Origin of the sequence: Nocardia sp. NPDC059236 (assembly GCF_042754085.1) — a bacterium.
GTDB lineage: Bacteria > Actinomycetota > Actinomycetes > Mycobacteriales > Mycobacteriaceae > Nocardia.
In genome coordinates this window covers 419306-432687 of record NZ_JBHZAF010000007.1, presented here as the reverse complement: position 1 = coordinate 432687, position 13382 = coordinate 419306, and the positions used below count along the sequence as shown (strand labels likewise).

Annotated in this window: 17 protein-coding genes; 10 read left to right on the top strand and 7 right to left on the bottom strand. The window is 66.7% G+C overall.

What is annotated here, in order from left to right:
* Positions 1-69 precede the first annotated feature (69 nt).
* Both ACFXIV_RS21325 and ACFXIV_RS21320 read left to right on the top strand, forming a co-directional pair.
* Positions 70-681: an acid phosphatase gene (locus tag ACFXIV_RS21325; RefSeq protein WP_379394297.1), complete on the top strand. Its 612-nt coding sequence runs from the start codon at positions 70-72 to the stop codon at positions 679-681.
* Positions 682-695: 14 nt separating this feature from the next.
* On the top strand, positions 696-1175 hold the full coding sequence (locus ACFXIV_RS21320; protein WP_364607563.1) for a GNAT family N-acetyltransferase: 480 nt from the start codon (positions 696-698) through the stop codon (positions 1173-1175).
* Between the two features lie 134 nt (positions 1176-1309).
* Here ACFXIV_RS21320 and ACFXIV_RS21315 read toward each other — a convergent pair whose 3' ends face one another.
* Positions 1310-1747 (bottom strand): hypothetical protein, encoded by a 438-nt coding sequence (locus ACFXIV_RS21315; RefSeq protein WP_379394295.1) that lies wholly within the window; start codon positions 1745-1747, stop codon positions 1310-1312.
* Between the two features lie 198 nt (positions 1748-1945).
* On the opposite strand from ACFXIV_RS21315, the gene ACFXIV_RS21310 reads away from it, so the two are divergent.
* Together ACFXIV_RS21310 and ACFXIV_RS21305 are read left to right on the top strand one after the other, a co-directional pair.
* On the top strand, positions 1946-2884 hold the full coding sequence (locus tag ACFXIV_RS21310; protein ID WP_379394293.1) for a diacylglycerol/lipid kinase family protein: 939 nt from the start codon (positions 1946-1948) through the stop codon (positions 2882-2884).
* Positions 2885-3139: 255 nt separating this feature from the next.
* Positions 3140-3394, top strand: coding sequence for a WhiB family transcriptional regulator (locus ACFXIV_RS21305; RefSeq protein ID WP_011211115.1), 255 nt, complete (start codon positions 3140-3142; stop codon positions 3392-3394).
* A 214-nt stretch (positions 3395-3608) separates the two neighbouring features.
* Here the strand turns inward: ACFXIV_RS21305 and ACFXIV_RS21300 are convergent, their stop codons facing one another.
* Both ACFXIV_RS21300 and ACFXIV_RS21295 read right to left on the bottom strand, forming a co-directional pair.
* Positions 3609-5123 carry a sensor histidine kinase gene (locus tag ACFXIV_RS21300; RefSeq protein ID WP_379379529.1) on the bottom strand — a complete coding sequence of 505 codons (1515 nt, stop codon included), beginning with the start codon at positions 5121-5123 and terminating at the stop codon, positions 3609-3611.
* A gap of 88 nt (positions 5124-5211) precedes the next feature.
* On the bottom strand, positions 5212-5427 hold the full coding sequence (locus tag ACFXIV_RS21295) for a biotin/lipoyl-binding carrier protein (protein WP_379394291.1): 216 nt from the start codon (positions 5425-5427) through the stop codon (positions 5212-5214).
* Positions 5428-5519: 92 nt separating this feature from the next.
* On the opposite strand from ACFXIV_RS21295, the gene ACFXIV_RS21290 reads away from it, so the two are divergent.
* Positions 5520-5594, top strand: a complete 75-nt coding sequence (locus tag ACFXIV_RS21290) for a 50S ribosomal protein bL37 (protein ID WP_153805149.1) — start codon at positions 5520-5522, stop codon at positions 5592-5594.
* 188 nt (positions 5595-5782) lie between these two features.
* Here ACFXIV_RS21290 and rsrA read toward each other — a convergent pair whose 3' ends face one another.
* Both rsrA and ACFXIV_RS21280 read right to left on the bottom strand, forming a co-directional pair.
* Positions 5783-6058, bottom strand: coding sequence for a mycothiol system anti-sigma-R factor (gene rsrA, locus ACFXIV_RS21285; protein ID WP_379394379.1), 276 nt, complete (start codon positions 6056-6058; stop codon positions 5783-5785).
* Between the two features lie 8 nt (positions 6059-6066).
* A complete protein-coding gene (locus ACFXIV_RS21280) occupies positions 6067-6774 on the bottom strand; it encodes a sigma-70 family RNA polymerase sigma factor (protein ID WP_379394377.1) in 708 nt (235 codons plus the stop codon).
* 314 nt (positions 6775-7088) lie between these two features.
* Between ACFXIV_RS21280 and ybaK the strand changes: the two genes are divergently transcribed.
* From ybaK to ACFXIV_RS21260, 4 genes are all read left to right on the top strand, one after another.
* Positions 7089-7583, top strand: coding sequence for a Cys-tRNA(Pro) deacylase (ybaK, locus tag ACFXIV_RS21275; RefSeq protein WP_379379535.1), 495 nt, complete (start codon positions 7089-7091; stop codon positions 7581-7583).
* A gap of 155 nt (positions 7584-7738) precedes the next feature.
* Positions 7739-8287: a MarR family winged helix-turn-helix transcriptional regulator gene (locus tag ACFXIV_RS21270; RefSeq protein WP_379394289.1), complete on the top strand. Its 549-nt coding sequence runs from the start codon at positions 7739-7741 to the stop codon at positions 8285-8287.
* 71 nt (positions 8288-8358) lie between these two features.
* On the top strand, positions 8359-9981 hold the full coding sequence (locus ACFXIV_RS21265; RefSeq protein WP_379394375.1) for an MDR family MFS transporter: 1623 nt from the start codon (positions 8359-8361) through the stop codon (positions 9979-9981).
* Positions 9982-10153: 172 nt separating this feature from the next.
* Entirely contained in the window at positions 10154-10450 is a 297-nt protein-coding gene (locus ACFXIV_RS21260; RefSeq protein WP_379394287.1) for a hypothetical protein, read from the top strand.
* A gap of 73 nt (positions 10451-10523) precedes the next feature.
* Here ACFXIV_RS21260 and ACFXIV_RS21255 read toward each other — a convergent pair whose 3' ends face one another.
* Positions 10524-11291 (bottom strand): SOS response-associated peptidase, encoded by a 768-nt coding sequence (locus ACFXIV_RS21255; RefSeq protein WP_379394285.1) that lies wholly within the window; start codon positions 11289-11291, stop codon positions 10524-10526.
* Positions 11292-11422: 131 nt separating this feature from the next.
* On the opposite strand from ACFXIV_RS21255, the gene ACFXIV_RS21250 reads away from it, so the two are divergent.
* Positions 11423-12931, top strand: coding sequence for an aldehyde dehydrogenase family protein (locus ACFXIV_RS21250; protein ID WP_379394283.1), 1509 nt, complete (start codon positions 11423-11425; stop codon positions 12929-12931).
* 133 nt (positions 12932-13064) lie between these two features.
* On the opposite strand, the gene ACFXIV_RS21245 is transcribed toward ACFXIV_RS21250, so the two are convergent.
* On the bottom strand, positions 13065-13358 hold the full coding sequence (locus ACFXIV_RS21245) for a hypothetical protein (RefSeq protein ID WP_379394281.1): 294 nt from the start codon (positions 13356-13358) through the stop codon (positions 13065-13067).
* Between the last annotated feature and the right edge of the window lie 24 nt (positions 13359-13382).

Here is a 13382-nt window from a genome sequence, read left to right as displayed (position 1 = left end):
GGCCGCCCACGGGTGCCCGATTCCGACGGGTCTCTGCCGCCCGCTAGGTATTCGGGGAGGCGGTGGAGCATGATCGAATTCATGAGTGGTGGCGAATTCCGGTTGGTAGTGCTGCGACACGGGGAGACGGCCTGGTCGGCCGCGCGCCGCCACACCGGCCGCACCGATGTGCCCCTCACCGAGATCGGCGAGGCGCAGGCCCGGGCCGCCGGAAAACTGCTGTACGACATGGAATTGCGGAATCCGCTGGTGCTGTGCAGCCCCCGGCAGCGCGCGCTGCGCACCGCGGCGCTGGCCGGGCTCCCCGGCGTCGTCGTCGACGACGACCTGGTGGAGTGGGACTACGGCGAATACGAGGGCCTCACCACACCCGAGATCCAGCAGATGTCCCCCGGCTGGACCATCTGGACCGGCGAGGCCCCCGAGGGCGAGACCGCCGAGCACGTCCGCAAGCGGGCCGACCACGTGCTGGCCACCGTCATCCCCGAGCTCGCCACCCGCGATGTGGTGCTGGTCGGCCACGGCCACTTCTCCCGCGCGCTCATCGCCCGCTGGGCCGAGTTCGAGGTGATCGAAGGCCGCCGATTCTTCCTGTCCACCGCCGCGGTTACGGTGCTGGGACACGATCACCAGGCTCGAACCGTGCTCGCGCACAATCTGGTTCCGCCGCTCAACCCGTAGGAAGGGGCCGCCGAATGATTCGCCGCGCCACCCCCGCCGACATCCCGGCGCTCGTCCAGCTCGTCCACGATCTGGCCGAGTACGAGAAGGCCGCCGACGAGTGCACCCTCACCGCGGCCCAGCTCGAAACGGCCCTGTTCGGGCCGCAGCCCGCGCTGTACGCCCACGTGGCCGAGACCGATCACGGCGTGGTGGGCTGCGCCATCTGGTTCCTGAACTTCTCCACCTGGAAGGGCGTGCACGGGGTCTATCTGGAGGATCTCTACGTCAAGCCGGAGGTCCGCGGCCGCGGGCTGGGCAAGAGCCTGCTCGCGACGCTGGCCCGCGAGGCCGTCGAGCAGGGGTACGCCCGCGTCGACTGGTCGGTGCTCACCTGGAACACCCCGAGCATCGACTTCTACGAATCCATCGGGGCCGAGCACCAGCACGAGTGGACCGGCTACCGCCTGCGCGGCGCGGCCCTGGCCCGCCTGGCGACGCACGCCGACGACTGAATTCGCCGCGGCATCCGAATTCGCCGCAGCATCGCTGGAAAGCGCTCGCTCACCCGAGTGGTGGGCGAGCGTCCGAAAACTCGCTCACGGGCCACTGAGCAACGATTACGGCGACTCTGCGCAAACCGCTGCGGCTATTCCTCGACGGAGCCGTAGCCCGCGGCCATCCACCGATTCGAGGCCGGAGCGAACAGCGCACCCAGCGCACCCAGCGCCAGCAATCCCAGCGGCGCCCCGAACTCGGGCCGGTCCGAGGTGAACATGTAGTACGCGACACCCAGCAGCAGCAGCTGGGTCAGCGTGGCGATGGCCCGCCCCCACCGCTTCCCGCGCATCAGCCCGATCCCCGCGGCCAGCACCGCGCCGCCCAGGACGGCCGCGTACCCGGCGGTGAGATAGCTGTTCTTGGGGCTCTGCGCCGACCCGTTCACGCCGACGATGATCAGCACGACCATCGCCACCAGGCCCAGCGCGCCCTCCAGGGCGACCAGCGCGCCCGCCACGCGCACCGTCGCGGGCACCACGTCGCTCTCGCCCGCGGGCTTGTTCTCGCCGTTGTTCTGCTCAGCCACCCGCCCAGCCTACGACCGAGCGTCGTTGCGCAGTGCACCCGTCCGGCCGAAATCAGTTCGGAACTGGCACTTCAAGGTTCGCGGCCGTCTCGTTCTGGACTGACGGAGCGGGGGAGCGAAGCGGAGGAGCGGAGGAGGGAAGAACGAGACTTCGGGGCCGCGAACCCGCCGGAGCGAAGCGGAGGCAAAATAGGCACCGTGCGGACCTTGCTTATCGTGAACCCGAATGCCACTTCGACCACTCGGTCCACTCGCGATCTGCTCGCTCACGCACTGGAGAGCCGCACCCAGCTGACCGTTCGCCACACCGAGCACCGGGGGCACGCCGCCGAGCTGGCGCGCTGGGCCGCCGACACCCGGATGGACCTGATCGTGGTGCACGGCGGGGACGGCACGGTGAACGAGACCGTCAACGGTTTCCTCCCGCTGCCGGGTGAGCCGCAGCGGGAGTGGCTGCCGCGACTCGGCGTCATCCCGGGCGGTTCGGCGAATGTGTTCGCGCGCTCGCTGGGCATCGAACCGGATCCGGTGACCGCCACCAATCAGCTCATCGATCTGGTGGCCGATGACGCGGACCGCCGCATCGGGCTCGGCGTCGCCGACGATCGCTGGTTTCTCTTCAGCGCCGGTGTCGGGCTCGACGCGGATGTGTGCGAGGCCATCGACGCCAAGCGCGCGGATGGCAAAATCGCGACGCCCGCTCGCTATCTGCGCACTACGATCCGGCAGTTCTTTCGCGCCAAACGGCATACCCCGCAAGTGCGTCTCGACATTCCAGGTAACGAACCGGTCACGGATGTGCATTACGCATTCGTGACGAATGCCAGTCCCTGGACTTATCTCGACAACACGCCCGTGGTCACCAACCCGGGGACCACATTCGAATCGGGTCTCGGAGTGTTTGCCATGCGCACCATGGGCGTTCTGCCCACCCTGCTGGTCGCCCGGCAGTTGCTGGCAACCCATGGAGATCCCAAGAGCCGCACCTTGTTTCGCGATGACGACGTGCCGGCCGTGACCGTCACCGCGGCCGAACCGATCGGCTTGCAAATCGACGGCGACTTCATCGGACGCCGCAACATGGTGAATTTCACAGCCGTCCCGGATATCCTCGATGTGGTCGCGCCGAAGCCCTAGCCGGTTCGACACGCCCTAGAAACATCGCGGTTGCGCTGCGAAAACTGGCTCAACCGAGTACAAATGACACGGCGGATCCCCATGTAGGGGTCTTACAGCGTGAGCTTCCCCACGGTGCACCGGGTATCTATTGACATCTACGGTGTTCGTGAAAGCATTCACAAGCAACCGTGCGGAAACATTCGAGTCGCACAAGTGAACGGACCACAAACCCGAGGGGCAGCGCCGTGCGCGCCCTAGCAAAGGAGCAGAGGAATGGACTGGCGCCACAAGGCCATCTGTCGCGACGAGGACCCCGAGCTGTTCTTCCCGGTGGGAAACAGTGGTCCGGCGCTCGCGCAGATTGCCGATGCCAAGCTGGTCTGCGCTCGCTGCCCCGTCACCGCTGACTGCCTTTCCTGGGCCCTGAAGTCGGGCCAGGATGCCGGCGTGTGGGGTGGTATGAGCGAAGACGAGCGTCGCGCGCTGAAGCGCCGCAACGCGCGTACGCGTACCCGCACCGTCGTCTAACCAGCTAGGCGACAGGCGTTACGGCCGGCCCCAGCCTCGCGGCCGCAACGCAATTCGGCCCGGCACCAATTCAGGTGCCGGGCTTCAGTGTGTAAAGGGGCCGGCCCGACTCCGATCACGAGAGGAATTCCCGTTCAACGGGATTGACTCTTCGAACGAAAGTTCGGGCGCAGATTTTTCACTACGCCCGAACTTGTCCGCCGCGCAATATGTTTCAGCGAGCGGAGCGACGGCCGAGGGGAACTCGCAGGACCGCGTCGGTGCCGACATCGGCGCCGGGATGAAGTCCGATGGACCCGCCCAATTCCGCCGTCACGAGAGTGCGGACGATTTGCAGGCCCAACCGGTCGGAGGCTTCCAGGCTGAATCCGTCGGGCAGGCCGCGGCCGTCGTCGCTGATGATGACGTCGAGCCAGCGGGCCGAACGCTCGGAACGGATTGTGACAGTACCGTTCTCGCCGGCGTCGAAGGCGTGCTCGATGGCGTTCTGCACCAGCTCGGTCAGCACCATGACCAGCGGCGTCGCCCGTTCGGCGGAGAAGACGCCGAGCGATCCGGCGCGGCGCACCTTGATGCGGGCGGTGTGCACGGTCGCCACATCGGCCATGATCGGCAGCAGGCGATCCACCACCTCGTCCAGATCGACTTCTTCGTCAACCGACATGGACAGCATTTCGTGCACCGAGGCGATCGAGGTGACCCGGCGGACCGATTCGGTCAGGGCCAGGCGGGCCTCCTCGTTCTCGGTGCGGCGGGCCTGCAGTCGCAACAGCGCGGCCACCGTCTGGAGGTTGTTCTTCACCCGGTGGTGGATCTCGCGAATCGTCGCGTCCTTGGACAGCAGCGCGCGGTCGCGCCGCTTCACCTCGGTGACATCGCGGACCAGTACCGCGGCCCCGCCGAGTTCCCCGTGCGGGCGCAGCACCAGGGTGCGCAGCAGCACGGTCGCCCCGCGCGCCTCGACTTCCATTCGGCGCCCGGCCTTTCCGGCCAGGGCCGCCTGGATGTCGCCGACGACTTCCTGCGCGTCGAACGGATCGGTGATCAGCGAGCGGGTGGTCAGCGCCAGATCCTGGCCGACCAGGTCGTTCTGCAAACCCATGCGGTGATAGGCCGACAGGGCATTGGGGCTGGCGTAGACGACGGTGCCCTCGGTGTCGAGGCGGATGAAACCGTCGCCCGCGCGGGGGCTGGAGTGCGCGCCGGTGCGGTCCTCGAGCGCCGGCCAGGTGCCGTCGGCGACCATCTGGCACAGGTCGTCCGCGCAGGACATGTAGGCGATCTCGAGGCTGGAGCGCATCTTGCGACGCTGGGTATCGGTGTCGCGGCCGAGCACGGCAATGATGTCGTCACCGACCCGCACCGGAATCGCCTCGCGCATGGCGTGCACGGGATGCGGGTGATAGACGCCGGTCAGGGCGGTATCGGTTTCGGTACGAGCGATATCGGCGGTCAGCAGGGCCTCGAACACCTGCGGATTCGCCTCCTTGGTGGCGAGAGTGCCGACCAGATCCTCGAGGTGCACGGTGGGCGCGGTGGTGGGGCGGCACTGGGCGACGCACACCACCTCCGCGCCCGCACTGATCGGGCCCGTGCCCACCCAGAGCAGCAGATCCGCGAAGGACAGATCCGCCAGCAACTGCCAGTCCCCCACCACCCGCTGCAAATGGTCGACGGCCGCACCCGGTAGATCGGTGTGCTCGGCCAGTAACTCACTCAGTGTCGACATTCACCCACGCTCCTCTGTTCCCACGTCGCGTGTATGTTCCCACGCGACACGGCAAGGGCGCGTCAGGAGCAGGTCAGGGGCTCGTTGCTCAGGAGATGACGGCGATCAGGTCACCCTGCTGCAGCACCTGGCCGGGGCTGACGTGGATGGAGGCGACGGTGCCCTCGATCTCGGCGATGACGGGGATCTCCATCTTCATCGACTCCAGCAGGACCAGGGTCTGGTCGACGTTGACCTTGTCGCCGACAGCGACCTCGATGTTCAGCACAGTCGACACCATCTCGGCCTTCACTTCCTCAGCCATGTACACCTCTCACGTTCGAGTTGACCCGTAGCCCCTGAAGGTACAGCCAACCACACATGAAAGAATGGCGGCCGACTGAAGGGAGATTACCTATGGGTAAGCGTGGACGTAAGAAGCGTGGCCGCAAGAAGAATGCCGCCAACCACGGCAAGCGGCCGAACGCCTGAGCCGTAGCGAAAAGCTCGAAAACTGCTGAGCGGCACCACTTCCCAGTGGGAAGTGGTGCCGCTCAGTTCCGCCTCTCCGGGACTTCAGCGGGCAGCCGGTTGCCGTTCCGACTCTCGCACCCGTGCCGGCGGCCAAGTACCGAACCTATTTTGGACGTACCCGGTGAGTTACCCGGGTCGCCACCAAATCAGTTCTCCGGCTCCGTAACGACACGCGTTTCAACGCTCGTGTAGCTGGTCCGGATCTCCAGCGTCAGGCGCTGGCGCAGCGAATCGGGTGCGCGGTCGCCGCCGCATTTGCGATTCAGCAGCGACTTCAGCTTCTCCTCCAGGCCGTAGGCCTCGATGCACGGCGAGCAACGGTCGATGTGCTCACGCAACCGTGCCTTCACGGTGTCGTCGCACTCGTTGTCCAGGAGCAGCCAGACATCGGCGAGCACCGCCGAGCAGTCCAGTTCTTCCATCTCGTCGCTCACTGGGTTACCTCCTCACGCGCCGCATCGCTGCCCGACCGATTGAATCCACGTTCCCGCGCCACGTCGGCGAGCAGGCCCTTGAGCTGCTTGCGGCCACGGTGCAGACGGGACATCACGGTACCGATGGGAGTTCCCATGATCTCGGCGATTTCCTTGTAGGGGAAGCCCTCCACGTCGGCGTAGTACACCGCCATCCGGAACTCCTCGGGAAGCGACTGCAGAGCGGCCTTGATGTCGTCGTCCGGCAGCGCCTCGAGGGCTTCCATCTCCGCGGAGCGCAGACCGGTGGAGGTGTGCTCGGCGGTGGAGGCCAGCTGCCAGTCGGTGATCTCGTCGGTCGGATACTGCGCGGGCTGGCGCTGCTTCTTCCGATACGAGTTGATGTAGGTATTGGTGAGGATGCGGTACAGCCACGCCCGCAGGTTGGTGCCCTCGCGGAACGAGCGGAACCCCTGGTAGGCCTTGGCAAAGGTCTCCTGCACCAGATCCTCGGCATCGGCCGGGTTGCGAGTCATGCGCAACGCCGCCCCGTAGAGCTGGTCCAGCAGCGGGAGCGCGTCACGCTCGAATCGCGCGGCCAGTTCCGCCGCGGATTCGGTACTCCTGGCACCGGGTTCGCTCACCTCGTCATAGTCGACCGCTTGATCGTCGCCGGCGTCGATGCGCTCGCTGTCCGCGTCGTCATCACGCTGGCGATCGACCATGTCGTCGTCGCTCGTCACGCTAATCCCTTCGATCGCCGTAGCAATTGAATCTACCGCGAACAGGGATTCGGCCAGGAAACCGGCCGGGGGCGCGACGTCGGCGGCTCCCCTGCGGAACAGCAGCGGCCCGGTCCGCACCGGGGGCTCTTCGACCAGAACGGTCACCGACTCCTCCTTGGATGAATGGGATGCGTGCGCCCGCGAACCGTGGGCCCTGCGGTTGCTGCGAAGCGCGTATCGCGTGCAACAGGTGTGGCGCTCACCCTGTTCCCAGCACCGGAAATCCGGTTGCGCCGGCTGGTTAGGGTGAGCCCATGGCTGCAGCTCCAACCCCGGCGATCAAGGCTCTGATGCAGGCGAAGGTGGACCACCGGGTGCACTCGTATACCCATGACCCGCGCAGTGATTCGTACGGGGCGGAGGCGGTGGAGGCGCTCGCGGGCGAGCTCGGGGTTACCGCCGGGCAGATCTTCAAGACGCTGGTGATCGAGCTGGGGTCGGGCGGGCTGGCGGTGGCGGTATTGCCGGTGCCGACCACGCTGTCGCTGAAGGCGGCGGCCGCGGCGCTGGGCGGCGGCAAGGCCGCCATGGCCGACAAGGCCAAGGCGGAGCGGACGACCGGGTATGTGCTGGGCGGGATTTCGCCGCTGGGGCAGAAGAAGCGGCTGCCGACCGTCGTCGACGAGTCGGCGCTGGAGTGGGATCGGGTGCTGTGCAGCGCGGGTAAGCGCGGGCTGGAGATCGAGCTCGCCCCGGCGGATCTGGTCCGGCTCACGGGAGCGGTGACGGCCGCGGTCGCGGTGGCCTGACCTGCCCAAGAAGGGCGAATTGTCCGATTCTCCCGTGAGCGGAGACACAACCTCCGGAAAAAACTTGCGAAGGGACAACTATGTCGGAATACTTGCGCCGTACAACTAGTTGACGCATACAAGCAGTTGACCGACGCAAGGAGGTGAGACCGACCGTGACCGACGATGACCCGGCGATTACCCCCACCGACATCGACGACGGCCTTGTCGACGCCATCGCCTACGAGATCGCCCGGCTCACCAAACTGCGCGACCGCACCAATGCGCAGGTCGCGTCCATGACCCAGGGCGAGATCGAACCGGCCGCGTTCAGCATCCTGTTCCAGCTGATCCACGACGGCCCGAAACGCTCGGGCGCGCTGGCCGAGGCCCTCTATTCCGACGCCTCGACCATCAGCCGGCAGGTCGCGAGCCTGGTCAAGCGCGGACTCATCGAGCGCCGCGCGGATCCGGCCGACGGCCGGGTCAGCGTCCTCGACGTGACCGACACCGGCCGCACCGTGGCCGCCCAGATCCGGGCCCGCCGCAACGACTCGCTGCGCCACATGCTGGTCGGCTGGGATCCCGATGAACGGGAAACCTTCGCCGCCCTGCTGCGGCGCTTCGTCGACGGCTACGAGGAGACCCGGCAGCGCATGCTGGCCGATATCGCGGCCCACAAAGACCTTCAGTCCTATTACGCACCCGCGGAGAGCAATTCGTGACTACACAAACGGAAGTGGCGGAGCCGGAACTCAATTCGGCCGGCTTCACCCACAAGCAGATCCTGGTCATCATGAGCGGCCTGATCATGGGCATGCTGCTGGCGGCCCTGGATCAGACCATCGTGTCGACCTCCATCCGCACCATCGCCGATGAGCTGCACGGCTATTCGGCGCAGGCATGGGTGACCACCGCCTACCTGATCACCTCGACCCTGGCGACGCCGCTCTACGGCAAGCTCTCGGACATGTACGGCCGCAAGCCGTTCTACCTGGCCGCCATCTCCATCTTCGTGGTCGGCTCACTGGCCTGTTCCATGGCGACCTCCATGTACGAGCTGGCCGCCTTCCGGGCCTTCCAGGGCCTGGGCGCGGGTGGTCTGATGTCACTGGCGCTGACCATCATGGGCGACATCGTGTCCCCGCGGGAGCGCGCCCGCTACCAGGGCTACTTTCTGGCCGTGTTCGGCACCTCCAGCGTGGTCGGCCCGGTCGTCGGCGGCATCCTGTCGGGCACCGACCAGATCCTGGGCGTCACCGGCTGGCGCTGGGTGTTCCTGGTGAACGTGCCGGTCGGCATCATCGCGCTGGCCGTGGTGACCCGCGTGCTCAAGCTGCCCAAGCGCCCCGTCACCAAGGTGCCGATCGACTGGATGGGCATCTCGGCGCTGATCGTCGGCCTGGTGCCGCTGCTGGTGGTCGCCGAGCAGGGCCGCGAATGGGGCTGGACCAGCAGCCATGCGATCCTCTGCTACGCACTGGGCACGATCGGCGTGCTGTCCTTCATCGCGGTCGAGGCCAAGCAGGGCGACGCGGCGCTGATCCCGCTGCGCATGTTCAAGAACTCCACTTTCGCCCTCGGCGTGGTCATCTCGGTGGTGGTCGGTGCGGCCATGTTCGGCGGCATCACCCTGCTGCCGCAGTACCTGCAGGTGGTGCAGGGCGCGAGCCCGACCAAGGCGGGTCTGCTGATGCTGCCGCTGGTGGCGGGCATGATGACCGGCTCCATACTGGCCGGCCAGCTGATCGCCCGGACCGGACGGTACAAGTACTTCCCGCCGGTGGGCGCGGCGCTGCTGACCTCGGGCCTGTTCCTGCTGCACCTGGTGTCGGCCGACACCGAGCTGTGGGTCGTCATGATCTTCATGGCCATCACCGGCTTCGGCCTCGGCAACCTGATGCAGCCGCTGACCCTGGCGCTGCAGAACGCACTGCCGCCCAAGGACATGGGCGTGTCCACCGCGGCCGCGACCTTCTTCCGGCAGATCGGCGGCACCCTGGGTGTGGCGGTGTTCCTGTCGGTGCTGTTCACCCAGCTGGCTCCGAACATCACCACCTCGCTGGAGAGTGTCCGGAGCGACCAGGCCTACACGCAGGCCGCCACGGACGCGGTGAAGGGCCCCGACTCGGTCGACAAGAAGGTCGTCCTCGGCCTGTCGAACCCGGAGACCGCCCCGACGGTCGTGGGCCAGGTGCTCAACGACAGCTCGGTGATCCAGCAGCTGAACCCGACGCTGGCGCACCCCTTCAAGGAGGGCTTCGCCAAGTCCATGGACCGGGTGTTCCTGTCGGCCACCTTCGTGGCGCTGCTCGGATTCATCCTGGTGCTGTTCTGGAAGGAGGTGCCGCTGCGCAGCGCAGGTGGCATCCAGGCCAGAAAGGAAGCCGTCGAGGCGGCGGACGCCGCCGCGGTCTGATCGGCCGGACGACAATCGAATCGGCAATGCCCCCGACGCGAAGACGCGGCGGGGGCATTGCCCTTTCACAATTCGGCCATATTTCTGTGAGTTACTTGGGAGCGCGCAGTGAGCTTGTTGTGAACCTTTTGTCCGCAAGGTCCTATACGAACCCGAGGATGTGATGCGGTTTATGTCTCACCATCGGCGAATTCGCACGGCCGTCGCCGCCGGAGCGCTGGTACTGGCACTGGGATCCGCCCCGCTGACGATCGCGCTCGCGACGGCCGCGCCGGTGCACGCCGCTCCGGTCAATCCGAGCTACCCCGACCCGGGCGCCCCGGGCGGCGGGCAGCAGCAGAAGAAGGACGAGCGCGTCGACAAGGCGGAGAAGCTCGGCGGCAACATCATCACCAGGATGATCGACTCGATGGCCGACACCCTGAAGTGCACGCTCAATATCGGGCTGCCGACCGTGAAGTGCGGTTGAGACGAATTCCAAGCTCCCGTGCCCCGCTGCATTCCGCAGCGGGGCACAGTGTTGGAAGAGGAAGTGAAGACGTTCAGATCAGGCTGATCTGACCGGCCTGTTCGTCCACCTGCGCCAGCAGTTCGGGGCCGTTGTTCCTGACGCTGTTGACCAGCGACGGCACTTCGCGCACCAGAATGTCCGAAACCGCTGCGGGGTAAGGCGTTTCCAGCAGCGATTCGGGAGCGGGGTGGTCGGGGTCCAGCCACGCGTCCCAGTGCTCGCGCGGCATCGGCAGGGGCATGCGGTCGTGGACCTTGGTCAGATCACCGACCGCATCGGTGGTCAGGATCGTGCAGGACAGCAGGGGCTGCGCCCCGTCGCCCTGGCTGCGGTCACGCCAGACCGACCAGAGACCCGCCATGTAGAGGCGTCCCCCGTCGGCGCGCGACATGAAATACGGCCGCTTGACGGCCTTTCCGAGCGCATCGGCCTCGGTGACCCACTCGTACCAGCCATCCATGGGCACCAGGCAGCGGCGCTTCTTCACCGCATCACGGAAGGAGGCGGTGGTGGCGGCCTTGTCGGCGCGGGCATTGAACAGCGGTTTGCCCTTCACCGGCATCCCGGGTTCGGCGGCCTTGGTCCAGGGCGGGATCAGACCCCAGCGCATCGCCCGGATGCGCAGGGTGGCCGGGTCCTCCGGATGGTCGCGGTCATGGCGTTCGACGACCGTGAGCACCTGATTGGTCGGGGCCACGTTGTAATTCGGATCGAAGCCCTTGTCGCCGGTCTCGTCGATAGCATCGAGCTCGACGGCCAGCTTCGCGGGATTCGTCGTGGTCGCGTATCTACCGCACATGACGACCATGCTGCCATCGCGTACCGACAGTCACCAGAAGTGAATCGCCCGCGATGTGATGGCAATTGACATCACTTGGACGGTATGAGACGTTCGTCTCATCACACTCTCATCAAGGGACGCCGCCAATCATGACTGCAACCGAAACCGCCCCGCTCGATCAGGCCGACACGCTGACTTCGGTCAACCCTGCCACCGGCGAGGCCCTCGCCACCTACAAGATCGATGATGAGGCGGCGGTGCGCGCGGCCGTCGCCAAGGCCCGGACCGCCGCCACCACCTGGGGCGCGCTGACCTACGCCGAGCGCAAGAAGCACATCCTGCGCTGGGGCAGCAAGCTGGTCGAGAAGTCCGACGAGCTCAGTGAACTCATCCACGCCGAGAACGGCAAACCCCTCGACGACGCCTTCCTCGAGCTCATGCTGGCCCTCGAGCACATCAAGTGGGCTGCCTCCAATGCCGAGAAGGTGCTCAAGCCCAAGAAGGTCGCGCCCGGCGCGTTCATGGCCAATTTCGCCGCCCACCTGGAGTACCGCCCGCTCGGCGTGGTCGGCGTGATCGGACCGTGGAACTACCCGATCTACACCCCGAACGGCTCCATCGCCTACGCACTGGCCGCCGGCAACTGCGTGGTCTTCAAGCCGAGCGAATTCTCCACCGGCATCGGCAATTTCGTGGCCAAGGCGTTCGCCGAGGCGAATCCGGAACTGCCGGACGGTGTCTTCATCACCATCAACGGCTACGGCGCGACCGGTGCGGCGCTGGTCGAGTCCGGCGTCGACAAGCTGGCCTTCACCGGGTCCACCGCGACCGGCAAGAAGATCATGGCCTCCGCCGCCGAGACCCTCACGCCGGTGCTGCTGGAGTGCGGCGGCAAGGACGCGGTGATCGTGGCCGCGGACGCCGACGTCAAGGCCGCCGCCGACGCGGTCGCCTGGGGCGCCACCGCCAACTCCGGCCAGACCTGCGCGGGCGTGGAGCGGGTGTACGTGGACAAGGCGGTCGCCGACGAGTTCGTCGCCGAGGTCAAGCGCATCCTCACCGACATCAAGCCGGGTTCTGACGCCAAGGCCTCCTACGGGCCGATGACCATGCCCAGCCAGGTCGACATCGTGCGGCGGCACATCGACGACGCGCTGAAGAACGGCGGCAAGGCCGTGCTGGGCGGGCCCGAATCGGTCAAGGGGCCCTTCATCGAACCGGTCGTGCTGGTCGACGTGGACGAGTCCTCGGATGCGGTGTGCGAGGAGACCTTCGGGCCGACCGTCACCATCCGCACCGTCAACGGCGTGGACGAGGCCGTGGAGCTGACCAACAAGAGCAAGTACGGGCTCGGGTCGGCGGTGTACTCGAAGAATCAGGGTATGGAGATCGCCCGGCGCCTCCAGGTCGGCTGCACCTCGGTGAACTCGGTGCTGTCCTACGCGGCGATCTCGGGGCTGCCGTTCGGTGGCGTGCGCGACTCCGGCATCGGCCGCATCCACGGTGCGCCGGGCCTGCTGGAATTCTCGCGTCCGCACTCGATCGCGGTGCAGCGCTTCGCGATTCCCGGCATGGCGCTGCTGTCCTACACCCGTACCGACCGCACCATGAAGCTGCTGCGCAAGATCGTGCCGCTGATTCACGGGCGCGCCAAGTAGGGAGAGCCGACCCTCGGGACTCTCAGGGGTGAAACCCCGACCACCACAGGAACAGCGCTCAGCGGTTCCCTGAAATGCCGAGCGTCACAGGCAGTTGATGCCGGTCTCCACCATGGAGACCGGCATCGCGCGTTCACTGAGCCGGTGGCAGGGGCGTGGGGGCGAAGAACTCTTCGAGCGGGGTGGGACCGGTGTAGCGCTGACAGTTGCAGCGTGCCCAGGCCTTGATACCGACGCCAGTTTTACGGAAGGTCTCGGCGTGGCAATGACCCGCTTCGCGGTCGTGCAGGGCGAGGTCGTGGCCGCAGCCGCAGACGGCCGGGCCGGCCGCGGTGCCGGGTTTGCTGCGGCGGGAGCCAAATCGGCCCGCGAGCCAGCCGCCGCCGACGAGCGCGCCACCGATTACGAGGCTGAATGGATCGATCACAGACTCAGTATACGTACTCATATA